The following is a 20,594-nucleotide window of genomic DNA, read 5'->3' on the forward strand; positions in this document are numbered from 1 at the left end:
AAATTATTATAGTTAATGAGTGTTAACGTGTGTTAACCAATTCGTTTTATAACTATTTAACATTTACTTTTGAACTAATGAACGACAAGAAATACACATGGCTTTTATATCTTATAGTTACAACTATAGTTTTAACTATTGCTGTTCAAGGCTATTGGAATTACAAAAATTATTTACTAAACAAACAATATTTTACTAATCAGGTTCAGGTTAGTTTAGACAATGCTCTCGATACCTATTATGCAGATCTTGCAGAATCTAACGAAATGACTATTATTGAATCGGATAGTATTTATTTTAACGAAGACCCTCATTCCTTTAATCCCGATTCTATTCTAAGAAACATAGAGTTTGAATATAAAAACATACATGATAAAGGCATTTCTGGCTTCACAAAATTAAACGATTCCAGTGGCGGCTATAGCTTCAAGAAAGGCCAAGAGCATATCTCCAAAATAAAAGTCCTTAGAGGTAAAAAAGCCACAGATAGTATTAAGCTTTTAAAAGGTATTACCTCCATTTTTATTTCCATAAAAAATGACAGTTTAGATTTCTCCAAATTAAATCCTTTAGTAGAAAAAGAACTAAAAAGAAAACAATTAGACATTCCTTTTGCACTAAAGCATTTTAAAGGAGACAGCCTTTTTAATTCAATAAATTTAAAAAAAGCAGATTCCAACTTTTTAAAAGCAGAATCAAAATCTACATTTTTAAAAAACAACGAAAAATTGATTATTGCATATCCCAATGCTACACACATTATTTTGAAACAGGGATTAAGTACAATTATAATTTCAACATTACTTGTATTTGTCATTATAGGGTGCTTGCTCTATTTACTTAAAATTATCCAGCAACAGAAACAACTTGCAGAAGTAAAAAATGATTTGATTAGTAACATTACCCACGAATTCAAAACACCTATTGCAACTATAGGAGTCGCTTTAGAGAGTATTAAAAACTTTAATGTTATTGATAATAAAGAAAAAACCAAATCGTATTTAAATATATCTAGCAATCAATTATCAAAACTAAATGTGATGGTTGAAAAACTTTTAGAAACAGCCACTTTAGATAGTGATAATTTAAAATTAAATAAGGAAGCATACACTATTAATGATATATTAGACGCCATTCTTGCAAAACACAAATTACAATGCGAAAATAAAACCATAAATTTTTTAGGTTCATCTAAAAATATAGTTGGCATTGTAGACTCTTTCCATTTTGAAAATGCCATTAATAATATTTTAGACAATGCTATTAAATATGGTGGAGATGTTATTAATATAGAATTATCGCAAGATGCTAAAGATTTTTATGTTTCAATTTCGGATAATGGAAACTCTATTACAAAAGCCAATACAGATAAAATTTTTGAAAAGTTTTATCGTATCCCAAAAGGAAACACACACGATGTGAAAGGCTTTGGGATTGGTCTATATTACACCAAAAAGATAATTGAAAAACATAACGGCACAATTAATCTCGACTTAAGCAACAATTTAACAACGTTTAAAATAACGCTTCCAAATGACTAAGCTAACTAAGATACTTTTAGCTGAAGACGAACCAGCATTAGGGCAAATAATTAAGGAAAGTCTTGAAACACGAGACTTTAGTGTTATACTATGTGCAAATGGTGAAATTGCTTTATCGAAATATCAATCTGAAAAACCAGAGCTATTAGTTCTAGATGTCATGATGCCGAAGAAAGATGGCTTTACATTGGCAAAGGAAATTCGTAAAACAGATGATTCCATTCCAATTATTTTTCTTACTGCTAAATCGCAAACGCAAGATGTAGTTGAAGGATTCTCTATTGGCGGAAACGATTATTTAAAAAAACCTTTTAGTATGGAAGAGTTAATTGTTAGAATAAATAATTTGCTTCATAGAACACAGGAACAAAAACAAGTTGACACCATAAATTTTAGTAATTATACTTTTAATTTCCCCAAACAAACCCTTCAATATAAAAATGATGCCATCGTGCAACTCACACATAGAGAAGCGCACTTATTGTTTCATCTTATAAAAAACAAAAATCAAGTTTTAGATCGTTCTTTAATTCTTAATAAGCTTTGGGGTAACGACGATTTTTTCAATGCGCGAAGTATGGATGTTTTTATTACCAAACTTAGGAAAAAGCTAAAACAAGATTCTGAAATTGAAATTATTAACGTCCGTGGTTTTGGTTATAAACTAATTTGTTGAAAGTGGTTTGATTTTTGTATTTTTCAAGCTACAATGAAATACGCTTATTATATTCTATTCTTTCTTTCAAGTTCAATAATCGCTCAGGAAACTATTGAAACTACGCTGGTTAAAAAAACCGATTTAAACGTTGAATCCATTATTTCAATTGATAATTTTGGAACAATCTATTACGAAAACAATAATGTATTTTATAAAAAAGACGCTAGTAAAACCATTACCTACAACAATCTACAATTAGGCGAATTATTTTCAGCTAATGCCTTTAACCCCTTAAAAATTAATTTATTTTATAGAGATTTCAATTCAGTAATTATACTCGATAATCGCTTAGCAGAAATATTTAAAATTGATTTTAACGCTGTCCAACCATACAAAAATGTATCTCACATTACTACGGGCTACGATAACACCTTATGGGTTTTCAATTTAGATAATCAACAATTAGAACTTTATGATTATAAAAGTAATACAACGCGTGCTTTGAGCTTACCCATTCAAAGTGAGGTAATAGATTTGAAAAGTAATTATAACTATTGCTGGATTCTTACTACAGATTATATTTATAAATATAATTACTTTGGAAGTTTGGTTTCAAAAATTAAGAATGATGGCCATACAGCTATTACCGAAAACAATGGAACCATTTTTTTAAAGAAGGAAAACACCCTTTTTAGACTGCAAAAAGAATCAAAAAACATGATACCAATTAATATATCTAATTTGTTGATAAATCAGTTTTTTGTAACCAACGAAACCTTGTATATTTACGATTCCAAAATTCTATTTGAGTACCAAATAAAAATCAATTAAAAACTATGCACATTGCTATTGCTGGAAATATTGGCGCTGGAAAAACAACGCTTACTAAATTACTTGCAAAACACTATAAATGGGAAGCACAACTTGAAGATGTTGTAGACAATCCGTACTTAGACGATTTTTATAATCAAATGGAACGTTGGAGTTTTAATCTGCAAGTATACTTCTTAAATAGCAGATTTCGTCAAGTATTACAAATACGCGAGAGTGGTAAAGACATCATTCAAGATAGGACCATATATGAAGATGCCCATATTTTTGCTCCTAATTTACATGCTATGGGTTTAATGACAAATCGTGATTTTGAAAACTACAGATCATTATTCGATTTAATGGAATCTTTAGTTAAAGGCCCCGATGTTTTAATTTATCTTCGAAGCTCAATTCCTAATCTGGTATCTCAAATCCATAAGCGAGGGCGCGATTACGAAAATTCTATAAGCATCGATTATCTAAGTCGATTAAATGAACGCTATGAGGCTTGGATACATGGATATAACAAGGGTAAACTTCTAATTATTGATGTTGACAAACTTGATTTTGTTGATAATCCTGAAGACCTAGGTAATATTATCAATACTATTGACGCCGAAATTAATGGATTGTTTTAAACATCCTATTTCTTTAATAATTTCAATTTGTCAATAACATAAATATCTTTCGTCCAAAAGTTGTAAATTTAGTAACTAACTAAAACCAACTTCATGTCTACGAATAAAATTGAGATTGCAAAACTTTCAGAATTAAAAGAAAAACAACCCGCTTACGCTTTAGTAAAAAACACCGACTTAGTAATTATTAAACATGAAGATGGAGTTTCTGTTTTATACGGAAGGTGTCATCACCGTGGTGCTCTTTTATCCGATGGCCATATAGATGGTCATAATTTAATTTGTGGCGTTCATGGTTGGGATTATAGGTACGATACTGGAATTAGTGAATATAATAACGATGAGCAACTTCACAAATTTAAAGAGTATATAGAAGGAGATTCTTTATTAATAGACGAAAACGAAATTAAAAATTTCGAACACAAGCATCCTCAACCTTTTAATCGTGAAGATTATTTGGGTACCTACGCAGATACACACCCCGAAGACACAGAACCTTACACAGGATACATAAAAGAACTCGCGAAAAACGGATTAAAAAACATTGGGCATCATGGGTTTTCAGCTTCTATGGGTGTTGATAGAAACACCCTGCCAAAATGGAACGACATACAATTTTTACCTGCACAATTAGCAACGCGACCTTTATTAGATGATGAGCCTGTTGCAACCAAAGTGGTAATTGGTCCAAACGCTAAAAAACCACTAGAGCTAGATATGCCACTTTTTGTGAGTGACATGAGCTTTGGAGCGTTATCTCGCGAAGCTAAAATTGCTTTAAGCAAAGGAGCCGAAATGGCTGGTACGGGGATTTGTTCTGGTGAAGGCGGGATGTTACCAGAAGAGCAAGCAAGTAATTCTAGATATTTTTATGAATTAGCATCGGCCCAATTTGGGTTTTCTTGGGATAAATTAGATAATTTACAAGCCTTTCATTTTAAAGGAGGTCAAGGTGCGAAAACAGGAACTGGTGGGCATTTACCAGGAAATAAAGTAAGTAAAGAGATTGCTGAAGTAAGAGGGTTAAAAGAAGGAGAAACAGCTATCTCGCCAGCAGCAAATCCAAATTTTCATTCAGTTGAAGATTTTAAGGTTTTTGCTGATGAAGTAAGAGAACGAACAGGAGGAATTCCTATTGGATTTAAAATTGCAGCTAGCCACATAGAAAAGGATATTCAATTTGCTCTTGATGTTGGAGTGGATTACATTATTTTAGATGGTCGTGGTGGCGGAACAGGTTCTGCACCTACTATTTTAAGAGATCATATTAATGTGCCTACAATTCCTGCTTTAGCTAGAGCAAGAGCTTATATGGATAAAGTAGGTGCAACTAACATTACCTTAGTAATTACAGGAGGCTTGCGAGTTGCCGAAGATTTTGCGAAAGCCATGATGCTTGGTGCAGATGCAATTGCAGTATCTAACTCCGCATTACAAGCTATTGGATGTTTAGGTATGCGGGCTTGTGGAACTAATAATTGCCCCGTTGGTATTGCTACTCAAAAAGAATCATTAAGAAGCAGATTAATTATAAATCAATCTGCTAAACAACTTTACAATTATTTCTCTGCAACCAACAACTTAATTAAAGTAGTGGCAAGAGCCTGTGGTTATAATGATATTTCTAAATTTAACCCTACTGATTTATCAACGTTTGATTTTGATATACATAAATTAACAGGTATTAATTACGCTGGAGTTAAATAGTAATTCAAACAATAAAATTATGCTTTCTTGCATGTTTTAATGCATGTTCGCCGTTCTCTACCAACAAAACAGGAATGCGTTTGTATTCTCTATAAAGACTAGATACACGAAGCATTTTCTTTTTATGATTTACGCTTCTAAGATAAATAGCCAAAATTCTATCTGGAAACGTTTCGGCAACTTCCATATAAATATCTGGGTCATGTTCGCCACTATCACCAATTAAAATAAATTTAAGTTTAGGATAGGTTTTTAAAATATTGACAATTTCTATATACTTTTGTGGACGATTACCCGATTTTTTTCTGAATATATCTTTAAAACTTCGCAGTAATATTGGCCCTTTTGGAAAGCTATTCTGTTTTAAAAAGAATTCTAGATAACGATATAAATTCCAGGGGCTATGGCTCACATAAAATATGGGGTTAGTATTTTTTCCCGTTCCGCCTCGGTGTAATTTATGATAAAATTCTGCTGCGCCTTCTAATGGAATTCGGCTTGCTGCACTTTTAAAAATACTATTGAGTAATACTTTCCATTTTAGCATTGAAACGACACCTGTATGAATAATGGTATCATCAATATCGCTAATCACACCAAAACTTGCTTGATCTGGTGGTATTAATAGTTCTCCTGGAAACTGGTTGGAATTTTGAATATTACGTTTAATATTAACATCATCAAAAGAAACCTTAAAACTGAGCCAACTTTTGGAATTAGCTAAAAGGTTTAAGCCATTAACTGTTTCGTCTATTTTAAAGTAACCATGCCCATCAGTAGTCGTTTTTAATATTATTCCATTAGGTAAGGTTACTTTAATAGCTGTATGTTTGATTTCGTCAGTCTCAAAACGTTTCCAAGAATTGATAAATAATCCAAACAACCCTTTTTGCTCCAAATTAATACTTTCATCTTCAATAGCTCTTCCTCTTAAATATAAATGATTTGGAGTTCCATATGTTTGAAAAACAATTATTTGAAGGGCATCTTTTTTAAACATTAAGGTTATAAAATTTGACTTAAAAATACAAAAAAACCACGTTTAAAAACGTGGTTTTTTATTTTAAAAATTTTCTCTTAGTTAGTTTATAACCACTTCTTCAATCACCTTTTCTACTTTTAAGTTTCCATCTTTTTCTTCGCTCTTTAAAGCTTCTAAATTAGCCTTTACTTCTTCCTCTGTACCTTGAAAGGTTTTATAGCTAGTTGATGCTTTTCCATTTTCAGTCGTAATAGTAGTAACTATTGCTTTAAAGGTTCCATCTTCATTTTTATTCATTTCTACTTTTACTTCTTTAGAAATCTCAACCTGTTCTGTAGTATCATTTTCAGAGACATAAGCAGTAACTGCATCTGATGATATTGCTATACTAGGTGCTATTACTAATGCCACTACAGACATTAATTTAAGTAATATATTTAATGAAGGCCCTGAAGTATCTTTAAATGGATCTCCTACAGTATCTCCTACAACAGCGGCTTTATGCGTATCTGTTCCTTTTCTACCATCTTCTTCAATAGTTTTCTTTGCATTATCCCAAGCACCTCCTGCATTCGATTGAAAAATTGCCATAAGTACACCACAAGTAGTTACACCTGCAAGTAATCCTCCTAACATTTCGGCACCACCAACTCCAAACCATTGACCTCCAAAACCTACTACTACTGGAACTACAATTGCTAATAAACCTGGTAATACCATCTCTTTAATAGATGCTTTTGTTGAAATATCTATACATTTTCCATAATCTGCAACACCATCGGCAGCATCAAAAACTTCTCTATCTTCTTTAGAAGCTTTACTCATGTCTGAATCATATTTTCTCATAATCCCTAATGCTGCTTTTAGCTCTGGAATATCTCGAAATTGACGACGCACTTCTTCAATCATTGCCATTGCAGCACGACCAACTGCATTCATAGACAATGCTGAGAATACAAATGGTAACATTCCTCCAATTAATAGTCCTGCCATAATATCTGGTCTAGACACGTCAATTGAAGTTACATTTGCTGTTTTCATAAACGCAGCAAATAATGCTAAAGCTGTTAATGCGGCAGAAGCTATTGCGAATCCTTTACCAATAGCAGCTGTTGTATTTCCAACTGCATCTAACTTATCGGTACGCTCTCGTACTTCACTTGGTAATTCTGCCATTTCAGCAATACCCCCAGCATTATCACAAATTGGTCCATAAGCGTCCACAGCTAATTGAATACCTGTATTGGCTAACATTCCTACGGCTGCAATCGCAATACCATATAAACCTGCAAAATGATGAGACACCATAATTGCTGCTGCTATTAATAAAATTGGAATAGCTGTACTCATCATACCAACACCTATACCAGCAATAATATTTGTAGCAGCACCAGTCTCAGACTGTTTAACTATAGACATAACAGGTGGTTTTCCTGTGGCAGTATAATACTCGGTTATTTTACCTACAGCTAAACCAGCTACTAAACCAGCAATAGTAGCCCAAAACACACCCATAGAAGTATATGTTGTTCCTGCATCAACCCAAGATTCAGGTAACATTTGATTAATTATAAAATAAGACGCTACCAACATTAAACCTGCAGAACCAAATTCTCCAATATTTAATGCAGTTTGTGGATTTCCTCCATCTTTTACTCTTACGAAAAAAGTTCCTAAAATAGACATGATAATACCTACGGCTGCAAGTACTAAAGGTAAATATACCGCTCCTAAACCATCAAAGGCACCTTGAAATTCTGGTAATGTTGCATATATAGCTCCTAAAACCATAGTACCAATAATAGAACCTACATAAGATTCAAACAAATCGGCTCCCATACCAGCTACATCTCCAACATTATCACCAACATTATCGGCAATTGTTGCAGGATTTAATGGATGGTCTTCTGGAATACCAGCTTCTACTTTACCAACTAAATCAGCACCAACATCGGCAGCTTTGGTATAAATACCACCGCCAACACGTGCAAATAAGGCTATTGAAGATGCACCAAGTGAAAACCCAGAAAGAACATTAAGAATTTCTCCTATTTCCCAACCTTGTCCGCTATATATCATAAATAAACCACTAAGACCTAAAACGCCAAGACCTACAACACCTAAGCCCATTACAGCACCACCAGCAAACGCTACTTCTAATGCGCGTCCTAAAGATGCTCGCGCCGCTTGAGTTGTTCTAACATTAGCTTTGGTTGCTACTTTCATACCAATAAATCCGGCTAAGGCTGAACAGATAGCACCTACAATAAATGATACAGCTACCATACCGTTAGACCCCTCTTCAGCATTACCTTTAAAATATAAGAGAATTGCTACTGCGACAACAAAAATTGCTAAAACCTTGTATTCAGCTTTTAAGAATGCCATGGCACCGTCTGCTATATTCTTTGCAATTCTAGCCATTTTAGCATCTCCCACTTCTTGTTTTGAAACCCAACCGCTTTTAATTAATACAAAGAGCAGTGCTAAAACACCAAAAAAGGGTAAATAATTTACTATTAATTCCATATTAGTTAGTTAGTTTTAAATTATTAATTTTTTTAACGGAGCTAAAAATAGGAAAATATAAGTGATAAAAAAAACCACCTTTAATTAAAGATGGCTCAGTATTTTGACAATAAATTATTAATTCTTCATTTAAATTGTAAATGTTCGTTTTTTCTTGTGTTCGCTATCTTCATAACGCTTAACACATTCATGGTAAATTTTAACAGCTTCATTAGCATTTCCCCATCCACCTGTATCAACTTTTTTCTTCTCTAAATCTTTGTACACTTGAAAAAAGTGTTCTATTTCTTTTAATCTATGTGGATTTAAATCTGCAATATCAAACTTCTTATTCCAAACAGGGTCTGAAACAGGTATACAAATAATTTTCTCGTCTGGTCCTTTTTCATCAGTCATATGAAAAACTCCTATTGGTCTTACCTCCATAACTACCATAGGATATGTTGGCTCTGTACCTAAAACTAAAACATCTAATGGGTCTTGATCTAATGCTAATGTTTCTGGAATAAATCCATAATCTCCTGGATACATCATTGATGAAAACAACATACGATCAAAGCGAATTTTATGTAGCGTAAAATCGTATTCGTATTTATTTCTACTTCCTTTTGGTATCTCAATTAACACGTCGAATGTTAACTCTTTTTTCTTAGTCATATTCTTTAAATTTTGGACTGCAAAGGTACTGAACACTTTAACCTTTTACAACAAATAAACAATACCTTATATTTTTTTTACATATCATTCATTTATTGTTAAAGAACTATCCATGAAATATCATATTCACAAAATTTAACATAAATTTTTATTACCTTGAAATCTTTGTTTTTAAATCTAATAAACTCAAATATTCATGAAACAATATATTACTTTCTTTTGTGCTTTCTTTATACTTCAATTAGGAGCTCAAAATCAACCATGGCAAGGAAAATTTGAACCCATAGATAATCTTATGGCTCCGCCAAACAGCTATCGAACAGCTAGTGGAGCACCAGGAAAAGCTTATTGGCAGCAACGTGCCGATTACAAGATTAAAGTCACATTGGATGAAAAAAACAACACCATTTCTGGTGAAGAAATAATTACTTATTACAATAATTCTCCAGATAATCTTAGCTATTTATGGCTTCAGTTAGAACAGAATGTCAACAAAAAAGGGAATGAAGATTTTGGTAGCATAAACAACAATTTAAAAGATGGCATGAATGCACGCCAGATGCAATTTTTAACTCGAGCCATTGATTTTCCTGCAGGTTACACCATAAAATATATTAAAGACACAAATGGGGAGCCAATTAGATCTTTAGTAAACAACACCATGATGAAAGTATTACTGGAAGAACCCTTAAAATCTGGCGCATCCATGAGTTTCTCCATTGCTTGGTCTTATCCAATTACAGATCGTAGTATGTTTTTACTTTCAAGAGAAGGCTATGAATATTTTCCAGAAGACAACAATACCGTTTACTTAATCGCGCATTGGTTTCCAAGAATGGCTGTTTATAATGATACCGAAGGTTGGCAGAATCAGCAATTTCAAAAGCTTGGAGAATTTGCCTTAGAATTTGGCGATTATGAGGTCGAAATAACAGTACCAGAAGACCATGTTGTAGCCTCAACTGGTAAATTACTTAATACTGAAAAGGTGCTTAGTAAAACCCAACGCGATCGAATGGAAAACGCTAGAAAATCGTTTGATAAACCAGTCATGATTATCACAAAAGAAGAAGCTGAAGCGAACGAAAAAACGAAATCATCTAAACAAAAAACATGGAAATATTCTGCAACCAATGTTCGAGATTTTGCATTTGCTTCATCAAGAAAATTTATGTGGGATGCCCAAGCAGTAAAATTGCCAACAAATACTGTAATGGCTATGTCGTATTATCCAAAAGAAGGGCTTTCAGTATGGCAAGAAGAATCTACAAAAGCTATAATGCATGCTTTGGAAGTTTATTCTGAAGCGACTTTCGACTACCCTTACCCTGTTGCTATTTCTGTTAACACCTCTAATATAGGAATGGAATTTCCTATGATTAGCTTTAACGGCGGGCGTCCGAAAAATGGTAAAATAAGTGATAATGCAAAGCAAGGTATGATAGGCACTATAATCCATGAAGTTGGCCACAATTGGTTCCCGATGATTGTTAGTTCAGACGAACGTAAATGGATGTGGATGGACGAAGGTTTAAATACCTTTTTACATCAAAGAACCGTGCGAGAGCGCTACCCAGATTTCAATCATGTTACACCAAAGAGTATTACACCTTTTATGAGTGGCGATAAAAATATATTACGCCCAATAATGACAACATCAGATAATGAGTTACTATCTCAATTTGGAGCTAATTTTTATATGAAACCTACCGTGGGACTTCAAATGCTTAGAAATTCTGTAATAGGAAAGGAATTATTTGATGCCGCTTTTAAAGAGTATGCCAACCGTTGGAAATATAAACACCCGAACCCATCAGATTTATTTAGAACCATAGAAGATGCTACTGCTACAGATTTAGATTGGTTTTACAGAGGTTGGTTTTTTACAACCGATAATGTGGACATGGAATTAAGCAATGTAAAATGGTTTAAAGTCTTTGAAGAAAATCTAAATATTGAAGACCAAAAAAGGAGTCAACAAGTTAATATTGAAGGTGATAGTAACGGCGAAAATCCAAAAAATTTCTCTAACGGGCCAGAAACCATTACTATGAATACAACTCCAGAAAATGCTTATGGCGGATTTTTATCAAGAATCGATGAGGTAGAAGTTAAAAAACAATTATCTGGCAAAAACCTTTACGAAGTAACTATTAAAAATAAAGGCGGCTTAGTAATGCCTGTAACTATTGAATGGATTTTTACCGACGGTACTTCAGAAATTGATAAGCTTCCAGCAGAAATATGGCGTCGCAACGAATATGAGGTTAAACAAGTTTTTGTAAAAAGCAAAGAAGTTAAAAAAGTAAACCTTGACCCTAATTTTGAGTTTGCCGACACTAATATGAAAAACAATAGCTTTCCAAAAGCAGAAACACCTTCTGAATTTGATGAGTTTAAAAATAAGCAAGGGAGTAATTGATTGGTTTTATGGACTCTGTTAAATATGTATCAACTTTTCTTGTAAGTATCTGTCTTCTATGTCAATTACAAAGTCAGTCAAAAAAAACAGAGTTTAATATTTTATTCATAGGTAATAGCTTAACCTATACTAACAATCTACCGCTACTTGTAAAAAAACAAGCTAAGAAACTTGGCATAACTATTAACACAAAAATGATAGCTGAACCTAATTACACACTTCCAGATCATTGGCATGAAGGGAAAGCGCAGAAACTAATTAAGAGTAAAACATTTGATTTTTTAATTGTTCAGCAAGGTCCTTCCTCGCAAGCAGAAGGCAAGCAAATGCTTCTGGAGTATGGAGAAAAATATAGTTTACTTTGTAAAAAGAATCAAGTTAAATTAGCCTATTTTATGGTGTGGCCTTCATTACAATACTACCACACTTTTGAAGGAGTTATAAAAAATCATCAATTAGCAGCAAAAGCCAATAATGCCATCTTATGCCCTGTAGGTGACATATGGAGAAAATATTTTAACACCACTAATTATTATGATTATTATGGTTCTGATGGATTTCACCCTTCCAAAAAAGGAAGTGAAATTGCTGCTAAAGTTATTATTGAATCTCTATTTGGAAAATAAAGAATCTTGACTTTTTAATAACTTTTAAACAAAACTCTTAAAAATAAAACCCAAAACTACCAGTTACGCCAAATTTTCTAGCCTCTGGATATAGGATATCATTTTTATAGTTTCCTCTAAAATTAAAGTCTATTCTAAAAACCTTAAAAATATTACCAATGCCTAAACTATATTCGTAATACGGTTTAGATGATGGCGCAACTAATGGAATCGTGTTTGGATTGCTTGTAGTACTAAGCAATCTATTTTCTTCTGAAAGCTCACCCCAAACACCACGAATACTAACAATTTCTCTTAGATTAAATTTTCGTAAAAATGGAATTCTTGAAAAGAAACGTCCATTAAAATTATGCTCTAAGTGAACCGAAGTATATGTGTCGGATACAAATTCGTAAAAGTCTAACTGAGAAAAGGTATTATAAATTGAAAAGTAAGTCTGGTTACCAGGAATAACACTTAATAAACCCAATGGCACTTCCCCAAATGTTTTACCAGCTTCTACCGTTGTTGTTAATCTACCAAAACCCCCTACTTGCCAAGGTTGTATATATGAAAATTGTACTTTGGTATAGTCGAAATCGCTATCAAACATGCTTTTATCTCCGCGACTTACTTGTGCAAATAAACGTGCAAAATCATCATTAGCAATTTTACGTTCAACACCAAATCCTGTCATTTTTCTTTTTGGGAAATATGAGAGTGATAACGATGTTTCAAATTGTTTAATTTCCGATTCTACTCCTGTTGCGGTATTATAATCTAAGCTAAATGTTGGAGATGCAGATTCTAAGGTTCTATAGTTTGCACCCATTCTAAAAATAAAATTTCTCCAAGGCTCTGCTTCAACCGCAAAACTTGTTAAATTTATAGATGTAAGCTTATCGTTAGCACCAGTACCCACAACTGATGAGGATGCTAAACTTCGACCTAAAACATCGGTACTTGTTGTTAAGCTAGCGCCTATTTGTTCCACATCGCGCCTATTGCCTCCAGAAATAATAATACGCCGCTTTTTATCAAGCAACCACTTTCCAGAAATACCATATTTGAATTTATCGTCTCTAAACCCGTAAGCTAAGAAACCTTCTAAACGCCACAAATCGTTTCTTCCAAAATAAGTACGACCACCAGCGCGTAAACGCAAACCTTCTACTTCGTTAAAACCAAATGTTGAAAATATTGGCCCATAATCTAAAGGCAAGGAGTTAAATTCAATATAACCTGATGCCAAAATACTGCCTAAATTATAAAGACGTTTAAACTTTTTAACCGTTTTTAAAGTGTCTAACATTTTGTAAACACCTTTTTCATCTTTATTTAAAGCTTCAAGTCTGTTTTCTGTCCAAAAAGTTTCGTCTCTGTCATATACATCCTTATCGTAATTATAAACTTCGGTTTCGTAGAATTTCTTGTCCTTTTCAATATTGAATTTATAATTATCGTAGAGTGTTGTTCGTTTTCCATAAACACCACGTGATTTTTCCTTTTTACTAAAGGCGAAATCGGACATCATATAATCTCTTTTTACAAGAAATAAGGAATCATTTAATACTTCAAATTCTTGTTCAATATAAATCTCCTTAACCCAATTGATATTTGCACTCTTAGATGCTTGAAGGTTAATTTCTTTAATGGCATAAGTAGAGTCTGCAACCCAAAAATCGCCTTTAAAAGTTAGCTCGTTTTTTCGTCTTGGATAATAAATAACATTATAACACCATTTATTATCTATAAAAGCGCTATCACTTAACACATAGTTGTAAGTACTTATTCCTGTTTTAGATAACGGACTAACAAAACTCTTATCAAAAAACTTCAGGTAATTATCGTAGACATTAAAATCGGAATATAAATCGTCAACAAAATCTATGATTACTTGGTTATCGCTAAAGCCTGAATTCTTATTTCCTTTAAGTTCGTTTTTTTCTTTATTTATAATATTATCCCCATAAACTTTTGAAACCGCTTCGTTAATAAACATAGGTAGGTATGTTTTTCCAGTTACTCGCGATGTATCAACCTCATCGAAAACAAACTCCATACCTCTAAAAAGCTTACTTTTAATTAGGCCGCTATCTATAGTATTAAGGTCGAATTCGACTTTTTCATATTTATCGTATTCGTATTGATTGAATTGCTTCAAACCATTACTCCTCTTATTATCCCAAATTTTTCGTAGTAAATCTATTGCTGGATTATTCTTTTTAGATTGCTTCCCAGAAACAATAACTACTTGACTTAATTGCGAAGCTTCCTCATTAAGGGTGAATTTTAAATTATAAGTTACTTTTTTATCCAAAGGAATGTCTAAAGTCTCGTAACCTATAAAAGAAACTGTTAAGGCATCCCAAGTTTCATCGGATTCTAAATAAAATCGACCATCCTCATTCGTTATAGTGCCTTCAGTCGATCCTTTAAATATGACATTAGCAAATGAAATGGGTTCATTAAATGCATCAAAAACATGACCACTAACTTTTGTTTGAGTTATTCCGGAAAACATTCCGATAAAAAATAGGGTAATAAGTAATCGTAAGTTCATATTATAAAAAAAACTTCATCAACAATCATGCTAATGAAGTTTATATAACGCAAATTATATTAATTTATTTGTACAAAACCTTTTTTACTGCTTTTATTACATCTTCATGGTTTGGAAGCCACTCAGCTAGTAAAACAGGCGAATAAGGCGCAGGCGTATCTGCTGTATTAATTTTAACAATTGGTGCATCTAAATAATCGAATGCTTCAGACTGTACTAAATAAGTAATTTCTGTTGCAACATTTCCGAAAGGCCATGCTTCCTCTAAAACAACCAATCGGTTTGTTTTCTTCACAGACTCTACAATAGCTTTTCTATCCATTGGACGAACTGTTCTTAAATCTATGATCTCACAAGAAATACCTTCTTTCTCAAGTTCATCTGCTGCTTTATAAGCTTCCTTAATTATTTTTCCAAAGGATACAATAGTAACATCTGTTCCTTCACGCTTAATATCTGCAACTCCTAATGGCACGATATATTCGCCTTCTGGCACTTCTCCTTTATCACCATACATTTGCTCACTTTCCATAAAAATAACTGGATCGTCATCACGAATAGCGGCTTTTAAAAGTCCTTTAGCATCATAAGGATTAGATGGCACAACCACCTTTAATCCTGGTGTATTAGCAAACCAGTTTTCAAAAGCCTGAGAATGCGTAGCTCCTAATTGTCCTGCAGAAGCCGTAGGCCCACGAAATACAATTGGACACTTAAATTGGCCACCAGACATCTGTCTTATCTTAGCAGCATTATTAATTATTTGATCTATTCCAACTAACGAGAAGTTAAAAGTCATATATTCAACTATTGGTCTGTTGCCAGTCATTGTAGATCCAATTGCGATACCTGCAAAACCTAGCTCTGCAATTGGTGTGTCGATTACACGTTTAGCACCAAACTCATCTAACATACCTTTCGAAGCTTTGTAAGCTCCGTTATACTCCGCAACTTCTTCACCCATTAAATATACGCTTTCGTCTTTGCGCATTTCTTCGCTCATCGCTTCACAAATAGCCTCTCTAAATTGAATTGTCTTCATTTAATGTATTTTAAATCGAGTTGCAAAAATAACAATAAATGCTTTATATTCTTAAAAAGAATTCTGCAAATTTACTATGCATGCATAGTAAATATTCGAAATAAAATATTTAACTTCGTGCTTTGAAAAACTTACAATAATTTAAATCAATTATAATGAAAATTTTAGTGTGTATTAGCCATGTGCCAGACACGACTTCGAAGATTAATTTCACAGAAGACAACACAAAATTTGACACTAATGGCGTACAGTTTGTCATTAATCCGAATGACGAATTTGGGCTTACACGAGCTATGTGGTTCAAAGAAAAACAAGGTGCCGAAGTTACGGTTGTAAATGTTGGAACTGTAGAAACAGAACCTACACTTCGTAAAGCTTTAGCGATTGGTGCAGATGCTGCAATTCGTATAAATACTGTTGCGACTGATGGTTTTTCGGTTGCAAAACAATTAGCAAATGTAGTAAAGGATGGTTCTTACGATTTGATTATTGCTGGTCGAGAGTCCATAGACTATAATGGTGGTATGGTTCCAGGTATGATGGCAGGTATAATTGATGCCAATTTTGTAAATAACTGTATTAATCTTGAAGTTGAAGGAAACAATGCTACTGCAACAAGAGAAATAGATGGCGGAAAAGAAACCGTTTCTACTTCACTCCCACTCGTAATTGGAGGCCAAAAAGGTTTAGTTGAAGAAAGTGATTTACGAATTCCTAATATGCGTGGTATTATGATGGCGCGTAAGAAGCCTTTAACCATTTTAGAGCCAATAGATACTGTTGCTGAAACAACTTCGGTATCATTTGAAAAGCCGGCACCAAAAGGAGCTGTTAAACTGGTATCTCCAGATAATTTAGATGAATTAGTAAGCTTACTTCATAACGAAGCTAAGGTGATTTAAAAATAAATTCCAATCATCAAAACCCAAATACCAAACTAAAACTATTGGAATTTGGTTCTTGAAATTTTAATATTAATAAATATATATGTCCGTTTTAGTATATACAGAATCAGAACAAGGAACTTTTAAAAAAACAGCTTTTGAAGTAGCCTCTTATGCCAAAGCTGTTGCAGACCAAATGGGATCTACCGTCACAGCTATTACTATCAATGCTAGCAACTCAAGCGAATTGGGTAGCTATGGCGTAGATAAGGTATTAAACGTTAGCAATGAGAGCTTAAAAAGTTTTAATGCTAAAGGTTACGCTGATGCTATTAAACAAGCAGCAGATAAAGAAAATGCCAAAGTTATTATTGTTAGCTCTAGTGCAGACAGTAAATATCTTGCACCGCTTTTAGCTGTTGGCTTAAATGCCGGTTATGCTTCCAACGTTGTTGAGGTGCCATCAAGTATTGCACCTTTAACCGTTAAACGTAGTGCCTTTACCAATAAAGCTTTTGAAGTATCTCAAATAAACACGGATATTAAAATTATTGGTGTTTCAAATAATTCCTTTGGATTGGTAGAATCTAACGGTAATGCTTCCGCAGAAGTATTTACGCCTACTATTTCAAATGCTGGAGTAACCATTCAATCGGTTGATAAAGCTACAAACAAAGTAAGTATTGCAGATGCCGATATTGTAGTTTCTGCAGGTCGTGGTTTAAAAGGTCCAGAAAACTGGGGCATGGTTGAAGAACTTGCTGATGTTTTAGGTGCTGCAACAGCTTGTTCAAAGCCAGTTTCAGATTTAGGTTGGAGACCTCATAGCGAACATGTTGGGCAAACGGGAAAACCTGTAGCTTCTAACTTGTACATTGCTATTGGAATTTCTGGTGCAATTCAGCATTTGGCTGGAATTAACGCATCCAAAGTAAAAGTAGTTATTAATACTGATGCCGAAGCACCTTTCTTTAAAGCTGCAGACTATGGCGTTGTTGGTGATGCCTTTGAAGTTGTTCCTACTTTAATAGAAAAATTGAAGACTTTTAAAGCACAACAATAAAATATTTTTTATAAATTGTATACGCGTACAGAACTGCGTAAATTAGCATTTTATTCTTAAATCTGTCTTTGGCAGTTTGGTAAAGTTCTAATTTAAACAGTTCTTTGTGCTTAATAAACTACCTTGATAAAGGTGCACATAATATTTTTAAGAAACATGTTTTTTGAGATAATCCTCAGAATATTTAAATCTCGATTATCGAGTAAATTATGAGTTTAGTAAGATTAAATATAAAGGGAATATCTTATAGCCAAACCCAAAATGGTGCTTACGCCCTTATTTTAAATGAAGTTGATGGAGACAGGAAGCTCCCTATTGTTATTGGAGCTTTTGAAGCGCAATCTATAGCAATAGCCTTAGAAAAAGAAATACGCCCACCAAGACCTTTAACTCACGATTTATTTAAAAATTTTGCCGATCGATTTGATATTGTTGTCAAGCAAGTAATCATACACAAACTAGTTGATGGTGTTTTTTACTCCAGTTTAATTTGCGAACGCGATAAAATTGAAGAAATTATAGATGCCCGTACCAGTGATGCCATTGCTTTAGCACTTCGCTTTGATGCTCCAATTTTTACATATAAAAACATTCTTGACAAAGCGGGAATCTACTTAAAAGTCAACCCTAATAAGGATGACGAAGAAAATGAAGACAGTGTTTTAGTAGACGATTTACTTGCAGACGAACTAGAACTTGATGCACCTCAAGAAAGCTACAAAGGAAAAACCTTAGAAGAGCTTCACAACCTTTTAGATGAAGCTGTCACTAATGAAGATTACGAAAAAGCGGCTAAAATAAGAGACGAAATCTCAAAACGATAATTTTTGCATCACCCTATGAAACAATTTCTTTTGTCTTTTGTCGTAGTTTTTTTATTATCTACTTCAATAATTGTAGCACAAAACACAACAGAAGCTATAGTTATTGATTCGCTTCAAACAAGTGAAACAACTCAAGTTTCAATAGAAAATAATTCTACAAACACACTAGCCTTAAATAAAACCACTCCTGCAGAGAATATTGAACAAGCATCTAAAGCAGAAAATACTTCTATAATTATTCCAAGTCAAGGATTTTCTTTAAACAGTTTGTGGCGTGGTAGTCTAGGCATGATAACATTGGTTTTTATAGCCTTTCTTTTTAGTAGTAATAAAAAAGCCATTAACTGGAAAGTTGTTGGTATAGGCTTAGCGTTTCAATTGCTAATAGCGGTAGGTGTACTAAAAGTTGAATTCATTAAGAATATTTTCGAATTTGTAGGTGGGCTTTTTGTAAGCGTTCTCGATTTTACTCGAGCAGGAAGTAAATTCCTTTTTGAAGGCTTGGTCGTGGACATGGATACCTTCGGATTTATTTTCGCATTCCAAGTATTGCCAACTATTATATTCTTTTCAGCACTAACATCTGTTTTATTTTACTTAGGAATTATTCAAAAAGTAGTAAAAGGGATGGCTTGGTTATTATCAAAAGCTCTAAAAATATCTGGTGCCGAAAGCTTAAGTGTTGCTGGGAATATTTTTTTAGGACAAACAGAAGCGCCACTTTTAATAAAAGCTTATTTAGAAAAAATGAATAAGTCCGAAATGTTACTCGTCATGATTGGTGGTATGGCAACTGTTGCTGGCGCTGTTCTTGCAGCTTACATAGGTTTCCTTGGTGGCGACGATCCAGCTTTGCGACTGTTTTATGCAAAACACTTATTGGCGGCATCAGTAATGGCTGCTCCTGGCGCTATTGTAATTTCTAAAATTCTATATCCACAAACCGAAGATGTAAATACAGATGTTAAAGTGTCTCAAGAAAAAATAGGTACAAATTTTTTAGATGCGATAGCCAATGGCACAACCGAAGGTTTAAAATTAGCCGTTAATGTAGGTGCTATGCTTCTAGTTTTTGTAGCTTTTATAGCTATGTTCAACGGTATTTTGGGTTGGGTAGGAGATGTGTCTTCTTTAAATGGATGGATAGCTAAGAACACTACTTACGATAGTCTTTCTTTAGAACTTCTATTGGGTTATACCTTTGCGCCTCTTATGTGGCTCATTGGGGTGGCTAAAGAAGATATGGCTTTAATGGGGCAACTACTAGGAATAAAATTAGCTGCTAGTGAATTTGTGGGTTACATACAATTAGCAGATTTAAAAAACGTAACAAGCAATATCCATCTTAACTACGAAAAATCCATTATTATGGCAACCTATATGCTTTGCGGGTTTGCTAATTTTGCTTCTATAGGGATTCAAATTGGCGGGATAGGTTCATTAGCTCCTGGGCAGCGTAAAACCTTATCTAAATTTGGTATGAAAGCCCTTCTGGGTGGTACAATAGCTTCTTTAATTTCTGCTACTATTGCAGGTATGATTATTGGGTAATTCACTTAAAACTTAGAACATTTAACAAAAAAGAAACCATAAGTTAATAACTTTTTATATTATGGTATCTTGAAGTCATAAAGATTCATAACATATTTTTATTTTTAATCCGAAA

Annotated in this window: 16 protein-coding genes; 11 read left to right on the top strand and 5 right to left on the bottom strand. The window is 33.5% G+C overall.

Going from position 1 to position 20,594, the window contains the following annotated elements; genetic code table 11:
• Positions 1-77 precede the first annotated feature (77 nt).
• From Q0739_RS04365 to Q0739_RS04385, 5 genes are all read left to right on the top strand, one after another.
• A complete protein-coding gene (locus Q0739_RS04365) occupies positions 78-1,541 on the top strand; it encodes a HAMP domain-containing sensor histidine kinase (RefSeq protein ID WP_298237486.1) in 1,464 nt (487 codons plus the stop codon).
• Positions 1,534-2,217, top strand: a complete 684-nt coding sequence (locus Q0739_RS04370) for a response regulator transcription factor (RefSeq protein WP_298237487.1) — start codon at positions 1,534-1,536, stop codon at positions 2,215-2,217. Before Q0739_RS04365 ends, Q0739_RS04370 begins: the two co-directional genes overlap by 8 nt.
• Before the next feature lie 33 nt (positions 2,218-2,250).
• Positions 2,251-3,030 carry a hypothetical protein gene (locus Q0739_RS04375; RefSeq protein WP_298237488.1) on the top strand — a complete coding sequence of 260 codons (780 nt, stop codon included), beginning with the start codon at positions 2,251-2,253 and terminating at the stop codon, positions 3,028-3,030.
• A 5-nt stretch (positions 3,031-3,035) separates the two neighbouring features.
• On the top strand, positions 3,036-3,650 hold the full coding sequence (locus tag Q0739_RS04380; protein WP_298237489.1) for a deoxynucleoside kinase: 615 nt from the start codon (positions 3,036-3,038) through the stop codon (positions 3,648-3,650).
• 93 nt (positions 3,651-3,743) lie between these two features.
• On the top strand, positions 3,744-5,357 hold the full coding sequence (locus Q0739_RS04385) for a glutamate synthase-related protein (protein WP_298237490.1): 1,614 nt from the start codon (positions 3,744-3,746) through the stop codon (positions 5,355-5,357).
• Between the two features lie 4 nt (positions 5,358-5,361).
• Here Q0739_RS04385 and Q0739_RS04390 read toward each other — a convergent pair whose 3' ends face one another.
• The 3 genes from Q0739_RS04390 to Q0739_RS04400 all read right to left on the bottom strand — a co-directional run bounded on the left by Q0739_RS04390 (position 5,362) and on the right by Q0739_RS04400 (position 9,525).
• Positions 5,362-6,357, bottom strand: a complete 996-nt coding sequence (locus Q0739_RS04390; protein ID WP_298237491.1) for a phosphatase domain-containing protein — start codon at positions 6,355-6,357, stop codon at positions 5,362-5,364.
• An 81-nt stretch (positions 6,358-6,438) separates the two neighbouring features.
• Positions 6,439-8,868: a sodium-translocating pyrophosphatase gene (locus tag Q0739_RS04395; RefSeq protein WP_298237492.1), complete on the bottom strand. Its 2,430-nt coding sequence runs from the start codon at positions 8,866-8,868 to the stop codon at positions 6,439-6,441.
• A gap of 129 nt (positions 8,869-8,997) precedes the next feature.
• Positions 8,998-9,525, bottom strand: a complete 528-nt coding sequence (locus tag Q0739_RS04400) for an inorganic diphosphatase (protein ID WP_298237493.1) — start codon at positions 9,523-9,525, stop codon at positions 8,998-9,000.
• Between the two features lie 196 nt (positions 9,526-9,721).
• Here Q0739_RS04400 and Q0739_RS04405 point away from each other — a divergent pair, with 196 nt between their 5' ends.
• Positions 9,722-11,947 (top strand): M1 family metallopeptidase, encoded by a 2,226-nt coding sequence (locus tag Q0739_RS04405; protein WP_298237494.1) that lies wholly within the window; start codon positions 9,722-9,724, stop codon positions 11,945-11,947.
• 8 nt (positions 11,948-11,955) lie between these two features.
• Entirely contained in the window at positions 11,956-12,573 is a 618-nt protein-coding gene (locus Q0739_RS04410; RefSeq protein ID WP_298237495.1) for an SGNH/GDSL hydrolase family protein, read from the top strand.
• A gap of 37 nt (positions 12,574-12,610) precedes the next feature.
• Here the strand turns inward: Q0739_RS04410 and Q0739_RS04415 are convergent, their stop codons facing one another.
• Together Q0739_RS04415 and Q0739_RS04420 are read right to left on the bottom strand one after the other, a co-directional pair.
• Positions 12,611-15,115 carry a DUF5686 and carboxypeptidase-like regulatory domain-containing protein gene (locus Q0739_RS04415; protein WP_298237496.1) on the bottom strand — a complete coding sequence of 835 codons (2,505 nt, stop codon included), beginning with the start codon at positions 15,113-15,115 and terminating at the stop codon, positions 12,611-12,613.
• A 64-nt stretch (positions 15,116-15,179) separates the two neighbouring features.
• Positions 15,180-16,157, bottom strand: coding sequence for a pyruvate dehydrogenase complex E1 component subunit beta (locus tag Q0739_RS04420; protein ID WP_298237497.1), 978 nt, complete (start codon positions 16,155-16,157; stop codon positions 15,180-15,182).
• Positions 16,158-16,312: 155 nt separating this feature from the next.
• Here Q0739_RS04420 and Q0739_RS04425 point away from each other — a divergent pair, with 155 nt between their 5' ends.
• The 4 genes from Q0739_RS04425 to Q0739_RS04440 all read left to right on the top strand — a co-directional run bounded on the left by Q0739_RS04425 (position 16,313) and on the right by Q0739_RS04440 (position 20,479).
• On the top strand, positions 16,313-17,059 hold the full coding sequence (locus Q0739_RS04425; RefSeq protein ID WP_298237498.1) for an electron transfer flavoprotein subunit beta/FixA family protein: 747 nt from the start codon (positions 16,313-16,315) through the stop codon (positions 17,057-17,059).
• 85 nt (positions 17,060-17,144) lie between these two features.
• Positions 17,145-18,104 carry an electron transfer flavoprotein subunit alpha/FixB family protein gene (locus Q0739_RS04430; protein ID WP_298237499.1) on the top strand — a complete coding sequence of 320 codons (960 nt, stop codon included), beginning with the start codon at positions 17,145-17,147 and terminating at the stop codon, positions 18,102-18,104.
• Between the two features lie 209 nt (positions 18,105-18,313).
• The gene (locus Q0739_RS04435; RefSeq protein WP_298237500.1) at positions 18,314-18,928 is read left to right on the top strand and encodes a bifunctional nuclease family protein; all 615 of its coding nucleotides are present in this window, start codon (positions 18,314-18,316) and stop codon (positions 18,926-18,928) included.
• A gap of 15 nt (positions 18,929-18,943) precedes the next feature.
• Complete coding sequence (locus Q0739_RS04440) at positions 18,944-20,479, top strand: nucleoside transporter C-terminal domain-containing protein (RefSeq protein WP_298237501.1); 1,536 nt, start codon at positions 18,944-18,946, stop codon at positions 20,477-20,479.
• Positions 20,480-20,594 lie beyond the last annotated feature (115 nt).

The sequence above is a fragment of the uncultured Algibacter sp. genome (assembly GCF_947487605.1).
Classification (GTDB): Bacteria; Bacteroidota; Bacteroidia; order Flavobacteriales; family Flavobacteriaceae; genus Algibacter_D.

Excerpts from the sequence above, each read along its gene's own strand:
- Q0739_RS04365 (WP_298237486.1), top strand. The coding sequence starts at position 78 with ATGAACGACAAGAAATACACATGGCTTTTATATCTTATAGTTACAACT.
- Q0739_RS04370 (WP_298237487.1), top strand. The coding sequence starts at position 1,534 with ATGACTAAGCTAACTAAGATACTTTTAGCTGAAGACGAACCAGCATTA.
- Q0739_RS04375 (WP_298237488.1), top strand. The coding sequence starts at position 2,251 with ATGAAATACGCTTATTATATTCTATTCTTTCTTTCAAGTTCAATAATC.
- Q0739_RS04380 (WP_298237489.1), top strand. The coding sequence starts at position 3,036 with ATGCACATTGCTATTGCTGGAAATATTGGCGCTGGAAAAACAACGCTT.
- Q0739_RS04385 (WP_298237490.1), top strand. The coding sequence starts at position 3,744 with ATGTCTACGAATAAAATTGAGATTGCAAAACTTTCAGAATTAAAAGAA.
- Q0739_RS04390 (WP_298237491.1), bottom strand. The coding sequence starts at position 6,357 with ATGTTTAAAAAAGATGCCCTTCAAATAATTGTTTTTCAAACATATGGA.
- Q0739_RS04395 (WP_298237492.1), bottom strand. The coding sequence starts at position 8,868 with ATGGAATTAATAGTAAATTATTTACCCTTTTTTGGTGTTTTAGCACTG.
- Q0739_RS04400 (WP_298237493.1), bottom strand. The coding sequence starts at position 9,525 with ATGACTAAGAAAAAAGAGTTAACATTCGACGTGTTAATTGAGATACCA.
- Q0739_RS04405 (WP_298237494.1), top strand. The coding sequence starts at position 9,722 with ATGAAACAATATATTACTTTCTTTTGTGCTTTCTTTATACTTCAATTA.
- Q0739_RS04410 (WP_298237495.1), top strand. The coding sequence starts at position 11,956 with ATGGACTCTGTTAAATATGTATCAACTTTTCTTGTAAGTATCTGTCTT.
- Q0739_RS04415 (WP_298237496.1), bottom strand. The coding sequence starts at position 15,115 with ATGAACTTACGATTACTTATTACCCTATTTTTTATCGGAATGTTTTCC.
- Q0739_RS04420 (WP_298237497.1), bottom strand. The coding sequence starts at position 16,157 with ATGAAGACAATTCAATTTAGAGAGGCTATTTGTGAAGCGATGAGCGAA.
- Q0739_RS04425 (WP_298237498.1), top strand. The coding sequence starts at position 16,313 with ATGAAAATTTTAGTGTGTATTAGCCATGTGCCAGACACGACTTCGAAG.
- Q0739_RS04430 (WP_298237499.1), top strand. The coding sequence starts at position 17,145 with ATGTCCGTTTTAGTATATACAGAATCAGAACAAGGAACTTTTAAAAAA.
- Q0739_RS04435 (WP_298237500.1), top strand. The coding sequence starts at position 18,314 with ATGAGTTTAGTAAGATTAAATATAAAGGGAATATCTTATAGCCAAACC.
- Q0739_RS04440 (WP_298237501.1), top strand. The coding sequence starts at position 18,944 with ATGAAACAATTTCTTTTGTCTTTTGTCGTAGTTTTTTTATTATCTACT.